This is a genomic window from Dactylosporangium sp. CA-052675, from assembly GCF_050947935.1.
Classification (GTDB): domain Bacteria; phylum Actinomycetota; class Actinomycetes; order Mycobacteriales; family Micromonosporaceae; genus Dactylosporangium.
This window is the reverse complement of sequence record NZ_CP192010.1, coordinates 1,328,666-1,342,871: the sequence shown is the minus strand read 5'-3', so window position 1 is coordinate 1,342,871 and position 14,206 is coordinate 1,328,666. Positions and strand designations below refer to the sequence as shown.

General features: G+C 73.5%; 13 protein-coding genes. 6 read left to right on the top strand and 7 right to left on the bottom strand.

The features are described from left to right. Window positions 1-10 precede the first annotated feature (10 nt). Together ACQP1P_RS06035 and ACQP1P_RS06030 are read right to left on the bottom strand one after the other, a co-directional pair. On the bottom strand, window positions 11-718 hold the full coding sequence (locus ACQP1P_RS06035; protein ID WP_433083903.1) for a response regulator: 708 nt from the start codon (window positions 716-718) through the stop codon (window positions 11-13). After that, window positions 715-1,524, bottom strand: coding sequence for a sensor histidine kinase (locus ACQP1P_RS06030; RefSeq protein WP_433083901.1), 810 nt, complete (start codon window positions 1,522-1,524; stop codon window positions 715-717). The genes ACQP1P_RS06035 and ACQP1P_RS06030 overlap by 4 nt, the downstream gene beginning before the upstream one ends. Window positions 1,525-1,664: 140 nt before the next feature. On the opposite strand from ACQP1P_RS06030, the gene ACQP1P_RS06025 reads away from it, so the two are divergent. Together ACQP1P_RS06025 and ACQP1P_RS06020 are read left to right on the top strand one after the other, a co-directional pair. Next, entirely contained in the window at window positions 1,665-2,327 is a 663-nt protein-coding gene (locus ACQP1P_RS06025; protein WP_433083899.1) for an ABC transporter ATP-binding protein, read from the top strand. Next, on the top strand, window positions 2,324-4,654 hold the full coding sequence (locus tag ACQP1P_RS06020; RefSeq protein WP_433083897.1) for an FtsX-like permease family protein: 2,331 nt from the start codon (window positions 2,324-2,326) through the stop codon (window positions 4,652-4,654). Before ACQP1P_RS06025 ends, ACQP1P_RS06020 begins: the two co-directional genes overlap by 4 nt. On the opposite strand, the gene surE is transcribed toward ACQP1P_RS06020, so the two are convergent. After that, the gene (gene surE / locus ACQP1P_RS06015; protein ID WP_433083895.1) at window positions 4,604-5,425 is read right to left on the bottom strand and encodes a 5'/3'-nucleotidase SurE; all 822 of its coding nucleotides are present in this window, start codon (window positions 5,423-5,425) and stop codon (window positions 4,604-4,606) included. The two genes, ACQP1P_RS06020 and surE, sit on opposite strands and share 51 nt — an antisense overlap. Before the next feature lie 25 nt (window positions 5,426-5,450). Between surE and ACQP1P_RS06010 the strand changes: the two genes are divergently transcribed. Next, window positions 5,451-5,756 carry a thiamine-binding protein gene (locus tag ACQP1P_RS06010; protein WP_433083893.1) on the top strand — a complete coding sequence of 102 codons (306 nt, stop codon included), beginning with the start codon at window positions 5,451-5,453 and terminating at the stop codon, window positions 5,754-5,756. 45 nt (window positions 5,757-5,801) lie between these two features. On the opposite strand, the gene ACQP1P_RS06005 is transcribed toward ACQP1P_RS06010, so the two are convergent. Further along, on the bottom strand, window positions 5,802-6,197 hold the full coding sequence (locus ACQP1P_RS06005; protein WP_433083891.1) for a cupin domain-containing protein: 396 nt from the start codon (window positions 6,195-6,197) through the stop codon (window positions 5,802-5,804). Window positions 6,198-6,247: 50 nt separating this feature from the next. On the opposite strand from ACQP1P_RS06005, the gene ACQP1P_RS06000 reads away from it, so the two are divergent. Next, a complete protein-coding gene (locus ACQP1P_RS06000) occupies window positions 6,248-7,051 on the top strand; it encodes an alpha/beta hydrolase family protein (RefSeq protein WP_433083889.1) in 804 nt (267 codons plus the stop codon). Here the strand turns inward: ACQP1P_RS06000 and ACQP1P_RS05995 are convergent. Beyond that, a complete protein-coding gene (locus ACQP1P_RS05995) occupies window positions 7,026-8,903 on the bottom strand; it encodes a helicase-associated domain-containing protein (protein WP_433083887.1) in 1,878 nt (625 codons plus the stop codon). The two genes, ACQP1P_RS06000 and ACQP1P_RS05995, sit on opposite strands and share 26 nt — an antisense overlap. Window positions 8,904-9,319: 416 nt before the next feature. Here ACQP1P_RS05995 and ACQP1P_RS05990 point away from each other — a divergent pair, with 416 nt between their 5' ends. Continuing rightward, window positions 9,320-9,967, top strand: coding sequence for an LPXTG cell wall anchor domain-containing protein (locus ACQP1P_RS05990; protein WP_433083885.1), 648 nt, complete (start codon window positions 9,320-9,322; stop codon window positions 9,965-9,967). A gap of 201 nt (window positions 9,968-10,168) precedes the next feature. Further along, window positions 10,169-10,990, top strand: a complete 822-nt coding sequence (locus ACQP1P_RS05985; RefSeq protein WP_433089863.1) for a DUF72 domain-containing protein — start codon at window positions 10,169-10,171, stop codon at window positions 10,988-10,990. Here ACQP1P_RS05985 and ACQP1P_RS05980 read toward each other — a convergent pair. Both ACQP1P_RS05980 and ACQP1P_RS05975 read right to left on the bottom strand, forming a co-directional pair. After that, the gene (locus ACQP1P_RS05980; protein ID WP_433089861.1) at window positions 10,961-11,953 is read right to left on the bottom strand and encodes a winged helix DNA-binding domain-containing protein; all 993 of its coding nucleotides are present in this window, start codon (window positions 11,951-11,953) and stop codon (window positions 10,961-10,963) included. The two genes, ACQP1P_RS05985 and ACQP1P_RS05980, sit on opposite strands and share 30 nt — an antisense overlap. 1,010 nt (window positions 11,954-12,963) lie before the next feature. Continuing rightward, window positions 12,964-14,193 (bottom strand): glycosyl hydrolase, encoded by a 1,230-nt coding sequence (locus ACQP1P_RS05975; RefSeq protein WP_433083883.1) that lies wholly within the window; start codon window positions 14,191-14,193, stop codon window positions 12,964-12,966. Between the last annotated feature and the right edge of the window lie 13 nt (window positions 14,194-14,206).

The window sequence follows — 14,206 nt, the reverse complement described above, 5'->3', positions numbered from 1 at the left end:
GCTCGCCACTCTAGCCGTGCGGCTCCTCAGCCGGACGCGAGTACGGCGGCGGATCAGCGGCGTCCGAGGAGGGGCGGACGAGCCCGGTCTCGTACGCCAGCACGACCGCCTGCGCCCGGTCGCGCAGGCTCAGCTTGGTGAAGATCCGCGTCACGTGGGTCTTGACCGTCGCCTCGCTCAGGGTCAGCGCCGCGGCCAGCTCCGCGTTGGACAGGCCCTGGCCCATGAGGGTCAGGACCTCGAGTTCGCGGGGCGTGAGGGGCGTCAGGTCGCGGTGCAGGGGCGGCGGCTCCGACGCGGCGGCGAAGCGCTCGACCAGGCGGCGGGTGATCGACGGGGCCAGGAGGGCGTCGCCGGTGTCGACGAGCCGGACCGCGTTGGCCAGGTGCTCCGGCGTCACGTCCTTGAGCAGGAAGCCGCTCGCGCCGGCGGCCAGGGCCGCGTACACGTAGCGGTCCAGGTCGAACGTCGTGAGCATGATGATCCGGCACCTCGGCTGCCGCTCGACGATCTGGCGGGTGGCGGCGAGGCCGTCGAGGTTGGGCATGCGGATGTCCATGAGGATCACGTCGGGGCGCAGGCGGTCGGCCGCGGAGACCGCCTCGACGCCGTCGGCCGCCTCGCCGACGACGTCCACGCCGCGCGCGTTGAGGATCATGCGAAAGCCGGTGCGAACCAGCGCCTGGTCGTCAGCGATCAGCACCCGCGGACCGCTCATGCCGCGTCCAGGGGGATGCGGGCGCGGACCCGGAAGCCGCCGCCGAAGCGCCGGCGGGCGTCGAAGTCGCCGCCGTACACCGCGATGCGCTCCCGCAGGCCGAGCAGGCCCCGTCCGGTGCCGACGGGCGAGGTGCGGCGCGCGGGCCGGGCGGGGCCGGTGTTGAGGACTTCGATGCGCAGGGAGCGTTCGGCGTACCGCACCGAGACCTCCGCCCGATCCGCCTCCCCGTGCTTGAGCGCGTTGGTGAGCGCCTCCTGGATGATCCGGTACGCCGTGGTGTCGATCCCGGCCGGCAGCGGCCGCGGCTCCCCGCTGATGAACACGTCGACCGGCAGCCCGGCGAACGCGATCCGGTCCACGAGCCGGCTCAGCCCGTCGAGGCCCGGCTGCGGCTCGAAGTGCTCCTCGGCCCCGTCGGCCGCGGGGGCGAGCAGGCCCAGCAGGTGCCGCAGCTCCTTGAGCGCGTCGCGGCCGGCCCCCTCCACCGCGGCCAGCGCGCCGGCCACGTCGGGCGGGACGTCGGCGGCCGCGGCGGCGAGGACCTCGCGCGCGGCTCCGGCCTGCACGACCATCACGCTCACGTTGTGGCTCACGATGTCGTGCAGCTCGCGGGCGATCCGGGCCCGCTCGGCCGCGACGGCGCCGCTCGCCGCCGCCTGCCGCTCGCGCTCGAGCAGCCAGCCGCGCTCGTCCAGCGCCCGCCGGTGCCGCCGCCGGGCCCGCGCGGCCGCGAGTCCCGACGCGACCGCCGCCGCCGCGGCGACCACGAGCGCCGCGAGCAGCACGGCGGCGAGGACGGTCACCCTCGTCACGATGCCAGACGCGCGCCCGGGCGCGCATCGGACCACGGAGGCACCGGCATACATCCGCAGGATGACCCCGGGCGGCGGGTTGCATCCGGCAGCGGACGCCACGGGCGGTACACCCGAAATAGCGTCGTGGCATGACGACGGTGGTGCGCCTGGACGGGGTGCGCAAGGAGTTCGGCGGCACGACCGCCCTCGACGGGGTCTCGCTCAGCGTCGAGGCCGGCGAGGCGGTCGCGGTCATGGGCCCCTCGGGCTGCGGCAAGTCGACGCTGCTGAACATGATCGCCGGGCTCGACCGGCCGACGGCGGGGCGGGTCGAGGTGCACGACGAGGACCTGGGGGCGCTGAGCGAGACGGGGCTGGCGCTGTTCCGGCGGCGCCGCATCGGCATGGTGTTCCAGTTCTTCAACCTGCTCGACGACCTCTCGGCGCTGGACAACGTGGCCCTGGCCGCGCAGCTCATGGGCATCCGCGCCGCGCAGGCCCGGCGGCGTGCGCTGGAGCTGTTCGACGAGCTGGGGATCGCCGACCGGCGCAACGCCTACCCGGCCTCGCTCAGCGGCGGCGAGCGGCAGCGGGTCGCGGTCGCCCGGGCGCTCATGAACCGCCCGGCGCTGCTGCTGGCCGACGAGCCGACGGGGGCGCTCGACAGCCGGGCCGGCGAGCAGGTGATGGACCTGCTGCTGGACCTCAACCAGATCGGGCAGACGCTGCTGCTGGTCACGCACGACACGGCGATGGCCGAGCGCTGCGCGAGCCGGATCGTCGAGCTCGCCGACGGCAAGGTCGTGGCATGAGCGCCGTGTGGCGGGCGGCGCGGGCGGCGGTGCGGCGCAGGAGGCTGCAGACCTTCGTGATCGGGCTCGTGGTGCTGTGCTCGACGGCCACGATCGTGGTCGCGCTCGGGCTGCTCGACGCGTCCACGGGCCCGTTCGACCGCGCGTTCGCGCAGCAGCGGGGGGCGCACGTCATCGCGGCGTACGACACCCAGAACCCGGCGACGAACGCCCCCGGCGTCGAGGCGGTCGCCGGCCCCTTCCCCGAGGTGGTGCTCGACGTGCCGGCCGACGGCGGCCCGATCTGGGCGACCGGGCCGCTGACCGTCGTCGGGCGCGCCGACCCGGCCGGGCCCGTGGACCGCGTCGACGTGTGGGTCGGCCGCTGGGCCACCGGCGCGAACGAGATCGTCGTCACCGCGCAGCCGCCGCCGGACCGGGCCGACGCCGAGCGCTTCGGCGGCGACATCCTCGGCAAGACCGTCTCCGTGCCCGGCCGGCCCGTCCTGACGATCGTCGGGGTGGCGTACAGCCTCGGCAACACCGCCGACGCCTGGGTCTCCCCCGCGACGATGGCCGCGCTCGGCCCGTCCGGATCGCAGGTCCTCTACCGCTTCCGGCACGCGGCCGACCGGGCCGAGGTCGACGCGGCGATCGCGTCCGTGCCGCGCGACGGGCTCACCGGGACGCAGTCTTACCTCACCCGCAAGGCCGAGGTCGCGGCCGGACCGGGCACGATGCTGCCCTTCCTGGTCGTCTTCGGCGTGCTCGGCCTCGTGGTCGCCGTGCTGATCGTGGCCAACGTGGTCAGCGGCGCGGTCATCTCGGGGTTCCGGCACATCGGCGTGCTCAAGGCCATCGGCTTCACCCCGCGCCAGGTGGTGTCCGTGTACCTCGTCATGGTGTCGGTACCGTCCGTCGCCGGCGCCCTCCTCGGCACCGCGCTCGGCACCGTCGCCGCCCGGCCGCTGCTGGCCGGCGCGTTCCAGGGCCTCGGCTTCGGCGCGCGGGTCGACACCGGCCTGTGGGTGCCCCTCACCGGCGCCCTCGGCGTGCCCGTCCTGGTCGCGCTCGTCGCGCTGGTGCCGGCCCGGCGCGCCCGCCGGCTCTCCGCCGCCGAGGCCATCAGCGCCGGCTCCGCCCCGAAGGCGGGCCGCGGCCTGCGGGTGCAGCGGGCGCTGTCCGGCACCCGCCTGCCCCGCGCGGTCAGCCTCGGCCTCGGCCTGCCCTTCGCCCGGCCCGGCCGCACCGCGCTCACCATGGCCGCGCTGCTGCTCGGGGTCACCACGGTCACGTTCGCCGGCGGCCTCGCCACGTCGGTGATCCGCTTCGGCGACGCCGTGGACCGCGCGGACGCGGTGCAGGCCCAGGTCCGCCCGAGCAACCCCGACCTCGGCGGCGTCTCCACGGACAGGACCGACCCGCAGGTGGAGGCGCTGCTGCGCGGGCTGCCCGGCACCGTCTTCGTCACCGCCGACCTCACCCTGCGCCTCGCCGTCGCCGGCCACCGCAGCCCCGTGAACGTGGACTTCCTGCGCGGCGACGCGAGCACGCTGGGCTACCAGGCCGAGCTCACCGAGGGCCGCTGGATGGCCGCCCCGGGCGAGGTGGTCGCCGCGTCGAAGGCCCTGCGGAACCTCGGCCTGCGCGTCGGCGACACGATCCGGCTCGCCTACGACGGCCGCGAGACCCCCGTCACGATCGTGGGCCGCACCATGGAGGCCGGCATCGCCGGCGGGGACCTCTTCGCCGACTGGTCCGTCCTCACCGCCGTCGCGCCGTCGTACCACCTCGTGAACCACGAGGTCATGTACTCCGTGCGCGTTCAGCCCGGGACGAGCGTGGAGTCGTACCTCGCCGCCGTGCGCGCCGCCGACCCCGGCCTCTACGCCTGGTCCGCCGTCAGCGGTCTCGGCAACACCTACACGGTCTCGGTGGTCACCGTCTCGGTCGTGTTCTCACTGATGATCGGTACCGTGGCCGCGCTGAGCGTCTTCAACACGGTGCTGCTCAACGTCCGCGAACGCCGCCGGGACCTCGGCACGCTCAAGTCGATCGGCATGACGCCCCGGCAGGTGGTGGCCATGATGGTCACGTCGATGGCGGTGCTGGGCCTGCTCGTCGCGGTCGCGGGCATCCCGGTCGGCATCGCCGCGCACCGCCTGATCCTGCCGATGGTGGGCCGGACGGCGAAGATCGACCTCCCGGCGGCCATGTTCCACGTCTGGAACCCGGGGGCGCTGGCCCTCATGGCCCTGGCCGGCGTGGCGATCGCGGTCCTCGGCGCGCTGCTGCCGTCACGCACCGCCGCGCGGCTGCCCATCGCCGAGGTCCTCCACAACGAGTAGGCCGTCACCCACCAGGAATGGATCGGGGTCCTCCGACGGCGGCCGCAGGGCGGTCACTGTCGCGTACCCCGCGGCCAGCAGCGCCAGATCGCTGCCGGGCGGCGCCGGCTCCTCGCGGACCTCGACGATGATCCGCGCGAAGTCCTGCGCCGCCTCCGCCACCGCCATCCGGACCTGCCCGAACGGCGCCGGGGCCGCGCGCCGCAGCCCCTTGATCGCCGGCAGCGGCAGGTTCGGCGCGTTGAGGTTCAGCACCGTGGCGGCGGGGGCGGCCGCCAGCCGCGGCAGCAGCCGCGCGGCGAGCGCCCCGGCCGTCGGCCAGTGCTGCTCGACCACCGGCACCGCCCGGTCCTCGTGGGGCAGCGCCGTGGGCACGTCGAGGGAGACCGCGAGCGCGCGGATGCCCTCGTTCGCGGCCGTGAGCGCGGCGCCGACGGTGCCGGAGTGCAGGATCGCGTGGCCGACGTTGGCGCCCTGGTTGATGCCGCTGAGCAGGATGTCGGGGGCCGGGCCGAAGACGCCGAGGGCCGCGAGCACCGCGATGTACGCGGGCGAGGCGGCCACCGCGAACGCCGCGATCCCGCCGAACTCGACCGGCTCCAGCACGAGCCGCCCCTGCTCGGTGACGGCGGTGAGCGCCGCCCCGGCCCCGCTGAACTCGGTCTGCGGCGCCGCGACGGTGACGTCGTGCCCGTCCCGCGCGGCGGCCTCGGCCAGCGCCCTGATCCCGGGCGCCCCGATGCCGTCGTCGTTGGTGATCAGCAGTCGCACGGTTGCCCAGGTTAGCGTCGAGTGCATGTCTGTGCTTGTCGCGTTCAGTGTCACGCCGCTCGGGCTCGGGGAGGACGTGGGTGCGCTCGTCGCCGAGGCGGTGCGGGTGGTCCGGGCCTCGGGGCTGCCGAACCGGACGGATGCCATGTTCACCACGGTCGAGGGCTCGACGTGGGAGGAGGTGATGGCGGTCGTGCAGGCGGCGGTGGCGGTCGTACAGTCCGCGGCCCCGCGCACCAGCACCGTGATCAAGGTCGACTGGCGCGACGGCCCGGTGGGCCGCCTCGAGTCGAAGGTCGCCACGGTGGAGCAGCACCTGGCCGCGGGCTAGGCGCCGGGGAGGCGCCCAGCCCCGCGGTGGTGCCGGGCCGGCGGATCAGCCCAATTCGTGCCCGGCGGTGCTGTCGACGTGCGCGGGGATCTCGCCCACGGCGGCATCGCCGGTCGTGAGCGTCCCGGTCGGCTCGAACATGAGGATGGAGCCGCCCGGCGAGGAGGGTTTGTGCTCGGTACCGCGCGGCACGACGTACGTGTCGCCCGGATGCAGCACGACGGTGTGCTCGTGGCCGTCCGCCTCGCGGATGGCGATGTCGAACCGCCCGTCGAGCACGAGGAAGAACTCGTCGGTGTCGGTGTGGGTGTGCCACACGTGCTCGCCGCGCGTGTGGGCGACCCGGACGTCGTAGTCGTTCATCCGCGCGACGATCCGCGGGCTGTAGACCTCGGTGAACGACTGGAGCGCCTCGGTCAGGTTCACGGGCTTCGCGGTCATGCTTGGCATTCTCCTCCCCTGCACCCCCGGGCGCCTTGTACAAATTGCACGTGGATGATCGCTGGCTGACCGACCCCGACCCGGCCCTGCTCCCCCGCGCCCGCACGCCCGAGGTGCGCTTCGACAGCGCCGGAGTGCCGCTGCTGGGTGTGCTGCACCTCCCCGCCGGCCCCGGGCCGCACCCGGTCGTCGTGGTGCTGCACGGCTTCCCCGGCAACGAGCGCAACTTCGACCTCGCCCAGGCGCTGCGGCGGGCCGGCTACGCCGCGCTGGTCGTGCACTACCGCGGCTCGTGGGGCGTCGGCGGCGCGTACCGCTGGTCGAACGTGCTCGCCGACGCCGCCCGCACGGCCGCCGCCGCGCCCGGGCTCGACCCGTCGCTGGACCCCGGCCGCGTCGCGGTGGTCGGGCACAGCGTCGGCGGCTTCGCGGCCCTGCACACGGCGGCCGGCGACCCGTCGGTGCGAGCGGTCGCGGCCCTGGCCGCCTACGACCTCGGGGCCGTCTCCCAGGCGCCGGAAGGTGTACTGGAGCAGGCCCGCGCCATGTTCGCCGAGGACCCGCTGCCGTTGCGGGGCACCAGCGGCGACGCGTTGTTCGAGGAGATGCGCGCCAACGGCCCGGCGTGGCGCCTGGCGAGCCTCGCGCCCCGGCTCGCGGGCCGCCCGGTGCTGCTCGTCGCGGCCGAGCACGACACGGTCGCGCCCCCGGCCCTGCACCACGACCCGCTGGTGCGCGCCTACGCCGGCCTCGAGCGCTGCGAGACGGTTCTGCTGCCCTCCGACCACGCCTTCTCGGACCGGCGCGTCGCCCTGACCCGGGCGGTGATCAGCTTCCTGGACCGGTCCCTCTAGCGCGGTGCCGGGCCGGGCGCTCGAAGGCGATGGTGCCGTCGGCGCGCTCGGCGACCGGCACGTACCCGGCCTGACGCAGGGCGGCCAGGGTCTCCGCGGGGCCCAGGGCGCTCGACAGCACGGTCGGCGCCAGCTCGGCCAGCTCCAGGCGCGCCAGGCTGCGCACGCGCATGATCTCGCCCAGCAGCGCGGTGTCGTCGCTGCGCAGCACGCAGCCGACCGTGCGCACCCGCACGTTGCCGTGCTTGCGGCCGAGGTCGGCGACCAGGTACTCCAGCGGCTGCGGCACCCGCCCGCCGGCCGCCGCCGCGCGGATGCGCGCGATGAGCTCGTCGGCGCCCGTGCCGGCGTCGAACGCGCGGCGCACCGAGGCCTCCGTGAACCGCCAGGTGGAGCCGCCGCCGCGGGACTCGCGCTCGGCGGCCAGGTCGAGCAGGTCGCTCAGCGACGCCGACGGGGTGCCGGTGGCGATCGCGGTCAGGTCGCTCTGCAGCAGTACCGTCTCCTCGGCCGCCGGCAGGAAGTCGCGCAGGACTCCGGCCAGCCGCTCGCCGTCGCCGGACGCGAGCGCGTGCCCGAGCGACGTCGGGGCGTAGTGCGCGCCCACGCCCATGAGCTCGCATTCGCGCCAGAGGGCGGCGGCCAGCGGTACGACCTCATCGGCATCGCCGGCGACCAGCGGCCGCAGGTAGGCCAGCATCGCGGCCAGCCCGTCCAGCCCGGCCGCCCCGCGCCCGGGCGGGAGCGAGGCGAGCACGGCGGCGAGGGTCACCCGCAGCACGGCGCTGCTCTCGTCGTGCTCGCCGCCGACCAGCGCGGGGCGGCCGTCGAGCAGCAGCGGCGCGGCCCGCATCCGCATCCAGCCCTCCAGCAGCCAGGCGAAGCGCTCGGCCGGGTCGAGCTTGAGCCAGGCGTCGAACTCGGCCGACGGCGCGACCCGGTCGCCGGCGATGCCGATCAGCCCGTTCATGCCGGCGACGGTGAGCCAGAACCGCACGCCCTCCTCGTCGGAGTCGATGAGCCGGGCCAGCTTGCGTACCTCGCGCAGCCCGATCCCGCCCGCCTTGAGGATCGGCACCGGGGTCCGGCCGCACTCCTCCAGCAGCGTGACGACGGACGCGAGCGCCGCCCCGGCCGCGGCCGCCCCGGACCGGTCGACGGCCTCGGGACTGACCGCGACCGACGGCGGCGCGGGCGGGGTGGTGTCGAAGTCCGCCCGGAACCCGGGGCGCAGCGCGGCCCCGACCTCGCTGGGCATGGACAGGGCGGCGCCGTAGTACCCGTTGAGGACGAGCAGTCCCCGGTCGACGGCGAAGCGCAGCGGGGTGCCCCGGCGGTTGGTGCGCAGCGCGAGCAGGGCGTGCGGGTCGGCGTAGAACGGCTCCCCGGTCGCGAGGTCGCGCAGGATGTCCTGGGCCGCCTTCGGGGCGAGCCGGAACTGCTCGCGCACGAGGTCCGGGTCGGCGAGCGCGGCGCCGACGGCCCGGACGAGCCGCGCGTGGTCGCGGTCGCCGAGGCCGCCGGGCACGCCGAGCTCGTGGGCGATGCGCTGCAGTTGTTCCAGGGGGAGGTACGTCATCTCGTGCGCGGCGGCCCGCCCGAACCCGTAGCTGTTGGCGAGGACCTTGTGCAGCTCGACGGTGCGGATCCACTCGCCGTCCGGCCATGCGAGCCCGCTGTCGCGCAGGGCGTGCAGCGCGGCCTCGAGCCGCGGGTCGTCGGGCTCGACGCCGAGCGCCCGCGCCAGATCCCGGCGCCGCGTGCCCTCGGCCCGCAGGGACAGGACCTCGGCGACCTGGAGCTGCGGGAGGGTGAGCAGCGACGCGTGCTGCAGGATCTGCGCCGTCTCCACCGGCGCGATCCTATTCCGGGCCACCCGGCACCCTCGACGACTACTTTGTGTGATCGTCCCGCGCCGACTTCAGCATTCCCTCAGGCAAGGGCCCGTGCACACTCGACGGCATCGAAGCCGCGACATGTCCGCGACCGCGACCAGACCGCGCATACATCGAGGTTCGTCGTGGCATACACCTAGCGTCCTGCCACCATCACGCAGCGGCAGCACGGCCGCCAGCTCGGCGTTTGCCCTTATGTTGTAACGGGTTCACCGCATCGAGTGATTAAGAGGATCATAGATCTTCATTATTTTTTTGCAGAATCCGGACAAACCCGCACCACTCGCGGATTTCTATGTCCTTACGACTGTCGCCGACGGGCCGCCTCGCACTATGTTGTGTCGTCGCTAAGTTCTGCCCCGTAGGAGACGACGTGAAAAACTCGCTGTTCAGGAAGGCTGCCGTCGGCACTTTCGCCGCGGCCGCCGCCGTCGGCCTATCGACCCTCTTCGCTACCCCGGCCAGCGCGCACAGCGCGGGTCCGGCTGGCAAGGCGGACTGCGGTGTCAACGGCACGTATACGGTGACCTGGACGGTCAGCAACGACTACAACAAGACCGTTGATCTGACCAACATCAAGATCAACGAGACGGGCGAGACCCACGCCGCCATCAGCCTGGCGGAGAAGGGCAAGTCCGGCAGCAGCAGCTCGTTCACCACCACGTACGCCGGCACCACCAGCAAGAGCCTCACCCTGAGTGTCGACGCCCGCTGGTCGGACGGATACACCAAGTCCTTCACGAGCCGGCCCGTCCAGCTCAAGGGCGACTGCAAGACGACGGAGCACACGCCGTCGCCGTCGCCCTCGAAGTCGCCGTCCAAGTCCCCGTCGCCGACGCCCGAGACGTCGAAGTCCGTCACCCCGCCGCCGCCGTCGGTGTCGCCGAGCCCGAGCCTGCCGGTCACCGGCTCGTCGAGCACGCTGCCGATGGTCGGCACGGGCGCGGCCCTGATCGCGGGCGGCGCGGGCCTGGTCTTCGCCATCCGCCGCCGTCGCAACGTGACGTTCACGGCCGAGTAGGGCAGCTCGTTCCGAGGCGCCCGCCGGGTTTCCGGCGGGCGCTTCGTCATGCCCGGCGACCCGCTCCCGGGGTTCGTGGCGGCGCCCCGTCACGTCCGGCGGGCCCGAGTTCGCCGCCCTCCTGGCCTGAGGATCTTCCCCGCGACCGGATCGCTTACCGTGTTCGGCGTGACCATGCCCGTGCTGCACGTCGGCTGCGCCATGTGGAGCCTCAAGTCCTGGCAGGGGCGCTTCGTCGAGCACCCGCTGCCGGCCGGGGAGCGGCTGCGCGCCTACGCGGGCTGGTGCAACGCCGTCGAGGGCAACACCACCTTCTACGCCACGCCGACGCGGGAGACGGTGCGGACCTGGGCCGAGCAGACCGGCCCCGAGTTCCGCATGGTGCTCAAGCTGCCCCGCCCCGTCACGCACGAGCACCGCCTGACGGGCGCGGACGACGAGCTGCGCGGCTTCCTCGACGCGATCGAGCCGCTCGGGGCGCGGGTGCACGCACTGTGGGTACAACTTCCGGCGTCCTTCGGCCCGTCGGACGTGCCGCGGCTGGCGGCGTTCCTGCGCCGGCTCCCGTCCGGGTATCGCTGCGCCGTCGAGGTCCGGCATCCCGCGTTCTTCGCCGGGGCGGCGACCCAGCTCGAGGACGTGCTCGTCGCGGCCGGGGCCGAGTGGGTACCGTTCGACACCACGGCGTTCTTCGCCGCGGCGCCGACGAGCGACGCCGAGCGCGACGCGTGGCTGAAGAAGCCGCGGCTGCCCCGGCGGACGGCGGCGCTCACCTCATGGCCGATCGTGCGGTACCTGGGCCGCGACGATCGGCAGCAGACCGTCGACGGCTGGCAGGGCTGGGCCCGCCAGGCGGCCGCGTGGCTGCGCGAGGGCCGCTCCCCGACGTTCTTCATCCACACGCCGGACAACGCGGACGCGCCGCAGCTGGCCCGCGACTTCCACGCCGCCGTCGCGGCGCTCGTGCCCTCGTTGCGCCCGCTGCCGCAGCCGCTACCGGTCGGGCCGCTGACCCTCTTCTAACGTCACGCTCGTACCGTCCGGAAGCTCGAGAAACTCGAGCAGCCTCTCCGCCTCGGCGCGGACCGCCGCGGGGTCGAGCAGGGGCCGGAACGGTTGCACGGCCAGGGTTTCGCCGCGGACCTCCCACGTGCCGGCGACGAACCCGTCCTCGAGGAACGTGGGGCGCACGACGGAGAGGCCGGGGCAGATCACGGCCCGATCGGCGGCACTGGCGACGATCCGGCTCCGGTCCTCGTGGCTGAGCACGAGGTTGTCGAACTCGGGCAGGAACCGCACGGGAGCCGGCTCGTCCGCGTCGGCGAGCTCGGCGTCGGGCAGGTCGAACAGCTCCCGCCCGTCGTCGCCGAGGTACACGCGCAGCGAGCGGCGCATCCCCTCGATGTCCTCGCGGACCCGCCGGAGCCCGGACCAGTTCTGGAAGTCGGCGACGGTGGCGGGCCCGCAACTGCTGAGGTACCGGCGGAACAGCTCCCGCACCCGCCCCTCCCGCCCGTCCTGCAGCGGCGCGCCGATCCACTCCTCGGCCAGCGCGACGTGCACGTGCCCGCGCCGCCGCCACATCCCGGTGGGCGGCGGGTGGATCAGCGCGAGCTGGTGCTGCGCGGCCCAGGCGAGCGCCATGGTCTCCCGCCCCGGGTACCGGGCCACGAGCGCCTTGGCGAGCTGGGGCCGGGTCATGCTCCGCCCGTGGAGCACTTCCCGCGCGGCGGCGGCGAGCTCGGCGAGCTCGATCCCGTCGAGCTGCCGCCGGAACGGGGAGAGCCCGGTGCCGCCCATGCTGCGCGAGATCAACGGCCGGAGCCAGAGGTAGTCCGCGGCGGCGACGATGTGCTGCGTGCCGCGGAGCAGCCCACCCCGGACGACGCTCTTGCCGGCCAACGCGTCCTGCAGCTCGGTGTGCACAAATCCTTGCGTACGCGCCCAAATCCCGACATATGGCGCGTCGACCTCCTGGGCCTGCACGGCCACGAGGTGCGCGACCACTTCGGCGACGCTTCGGGGGCTGTCGCCGCCACCGCCTTCGCCTTGGCTGAGGAGCTGCCGCCGCAGGTAGGTCCGATTGAGCGCCCGCAATGAGATCCGCACACGGGTGAGGCTAGGGCGAGATGCGGCCGGCTTCTGACCGCTTCGCGCGGGGACGTGGGCGGCGGCCCCGCCGCTGGCGCGAGGTGATGCGCCCGGCCGCGGCGGCGGGCGACCTCGCCGGCGTCGGCGCCACGATCCGCCAAGGCTCGGCCCCGATCACGACTCGCGCGGGCCGCCGCCCACGACCGCCTCGCCGCGATCCGCTGTCACCGCACGCAGCTACGCCGGGCGGCAGACGCGGATCCAGGGCACCGAAGCGCGGCCCGCGAGCGGCCGGCAAAACCCCGCGGAGGAGACGGACTCGCACATGTCAACGCCACCAGGTCAGAACAAAGCAAGAGCAAAAGCCTTCGATTTTCCGAAGAGGGAAAAACAATAGGCCGGGCGGCCGCCGAGGAGTGCCCGATCCCGAGGTGTTGCCGTGGCCGGCCACCGTCGGCGTTGAAGAGCATCCTGACCAGCGGCCTTGGCGAGCGTCGAGTGCTCGGTGCACAGCTTCTCCGAGCACTCCAGCCGCGATCGAGATCCCCCATCGCGGCCCAACGGCACGGCAAGTTCGACGTCGTCCTCAGGACCAGGTGCACTGCACAACGGCCGGTCCAGAAGCTGCTGCGCCACACGGCTGGGCTGCAACCGAGATGCTCGGTCACATCGTTTGCCACCATCGTCCTCAGGCCGGCGGTGTGCGGCAGATGACGAGCGGGACCGAGAACAGAAGGACGCGGGTCGCGCGTGCTGTTCCGATTGCTCAATGCTACCCGACGCCAAAAAATCCGGGCCCCGAGCGCTTCTCGATCGACTCGGAACGCGATGACGAAATCACAGAACGTGGAAGGGCCGGCGCCCCAGGACAAGGGACGCCGGCCCAGGAAACAGGGAGAGCCTACTCAGCAGTGGCCGAGGTCTTCCCAGTTGGCGGTCCAGCCGGGCTCCGAGCCCTGTGTCCACCACTTCGCGCGCCACAGGTGCTTGCCCTGGCCCGAAGCCGGGCCGTTCGGGTTGCCGTTGGCGCTCTTCTCGTGCTTGACCGTCTGGCCGGCCGTGTAGATGCCGCTGATCGTCCACTCAGGAGCGGACGCGCAGTTGGTGGCCGGCGGGGTGGAGGTCGACGGCGACGGTGACGCCGACGGGGACTTCGACGGCGAGGCCGACGAGGACGGAGTCGCGGAGCCGGTCGGCGTCACGCACGGGCCGGACGAGTCCACCGTGTCGGTGAACGCGTTGCCCGCGCCGCGGTAGGCGGCCGCCTGTGCCGTCGCCTGGCTCGGGGTGAGGACCTGGTTCTTCGCGTACAGCACCCAGTCGACCTGCTGGATGTAGGTCGAGAGGCCGCCGGAGTGGGCCGCGGTGTCGATGAACCACAGGTTCCAGTTGATGGTCATCGTCTGGCGCGGGTAGAACTTGCCGGAGTGGTCGCCGACCTGCTGGCCGTCGATGTAGTAGATGACGTGCCCGCCGGAGACGGTGATCACCAGGTCGTGCCAGCCGTCGAAGCTCTTGCGCTCCTCCGAGTGCACGTTGTCGGCGTACCACGGGTCGTTGCGGTACGTGTACCAGGTGGTCTGGTAGTTGATCGGGCCGGTCTCGCCCCAGCCGCCGTTGGGCAGGTACTCCGAGAAGTCCAGCTCGCTGTAGGTGGGGTCGAGGTCGCCGTTGAGCGGGCTGATGGTGAAGAACGTCTCGTTGATGTGGTCGCCGTCGTTGCCGCTCGTCGGCGTGTCGGTGAAGCGGATGCGCGAGGCGTAGGTGCCCTCGAGGTACCGCTTCTGGCTGGTGTAGAGCTCGGCCTGGTTGGTGCCCCCGCCGGTGCCGTCCGTCGACGCGGTGAGCTGCATGACCTTCTGGCCGCCGCTGGTCGGGAAGCTGATGCTGTTGGCCGACCAGGTGGCACCGGGCACGCCGGGGCCGCCGGAGTAGGTGCGCGGCACCCACCCGTGGGCGGTCAGCGACGCGTCCGAGGACGAGCTGTAGTTGAAGTCGTCGAACAGGTAGCCGCAGTTGTTCGCGGCGGCACTGGCGGTGCCGACGGTCGCCGCGGTGATCGCGAACGCTCCGACGGCGCCGGCCAACGCGATGCCGGACGCGATCGCGATAGATCGACGTTTACCGATGGACATGGATAGAGCCCTC

Coding starts and splice junctions, on each gene's coding strand:
- ACQP1P_RS06025 (WP_433083899.1), top strand. CDS start 1,665: ATGACGACGGTGGTGCGCCTGGACGGGGTGCGCAAGGAGTTCGGCGGC.
- ACQP1P_RS06005 (WP_433083891.1), bottom strand. CDS start 6,197: ATGACCGCGAAGCCCGTGAACCTGACCGAGGCGCTCCAGTCGTTCACC.
- ACQP1P_RS06010 (WP_433083893.1), top strand. CDS start 5,451: ATGTCTGTGCTTGTCGCGTTCAGTGTCACGCCGCTCGGGCTCGGGGAG.
- ACQP1P_RS06035 (WP_433083903.1), bottom strand. CDS start 718: ATGAGCGGTCCGCGGGTGCTGATCGCTGACGACCAGGCGCTGGTTCGC.
- ACQP1P_RS05985 (WP_433089863.1), top strand. CDS start 10,169: ATGTGGAGCCTCAAGTCCTGGCAGGGGCGCTTCGTCGAGCACCCGCTG.
- ACQP1P_RS06020 (WP_433083897.1), top strand. CDS start 2,324: ATGAGCGCCGTGTGGCGGGCGGCGCGGGCGGCGGTGCGGCGCAGGAGG.
- ACQP1P_RS05975 (WP_433083883.1), bottom strand. CDS start 14,193: ATGTCCATCGGTAAACGTCGATCTATCGCGATCGCGTCCGGCATCGCG.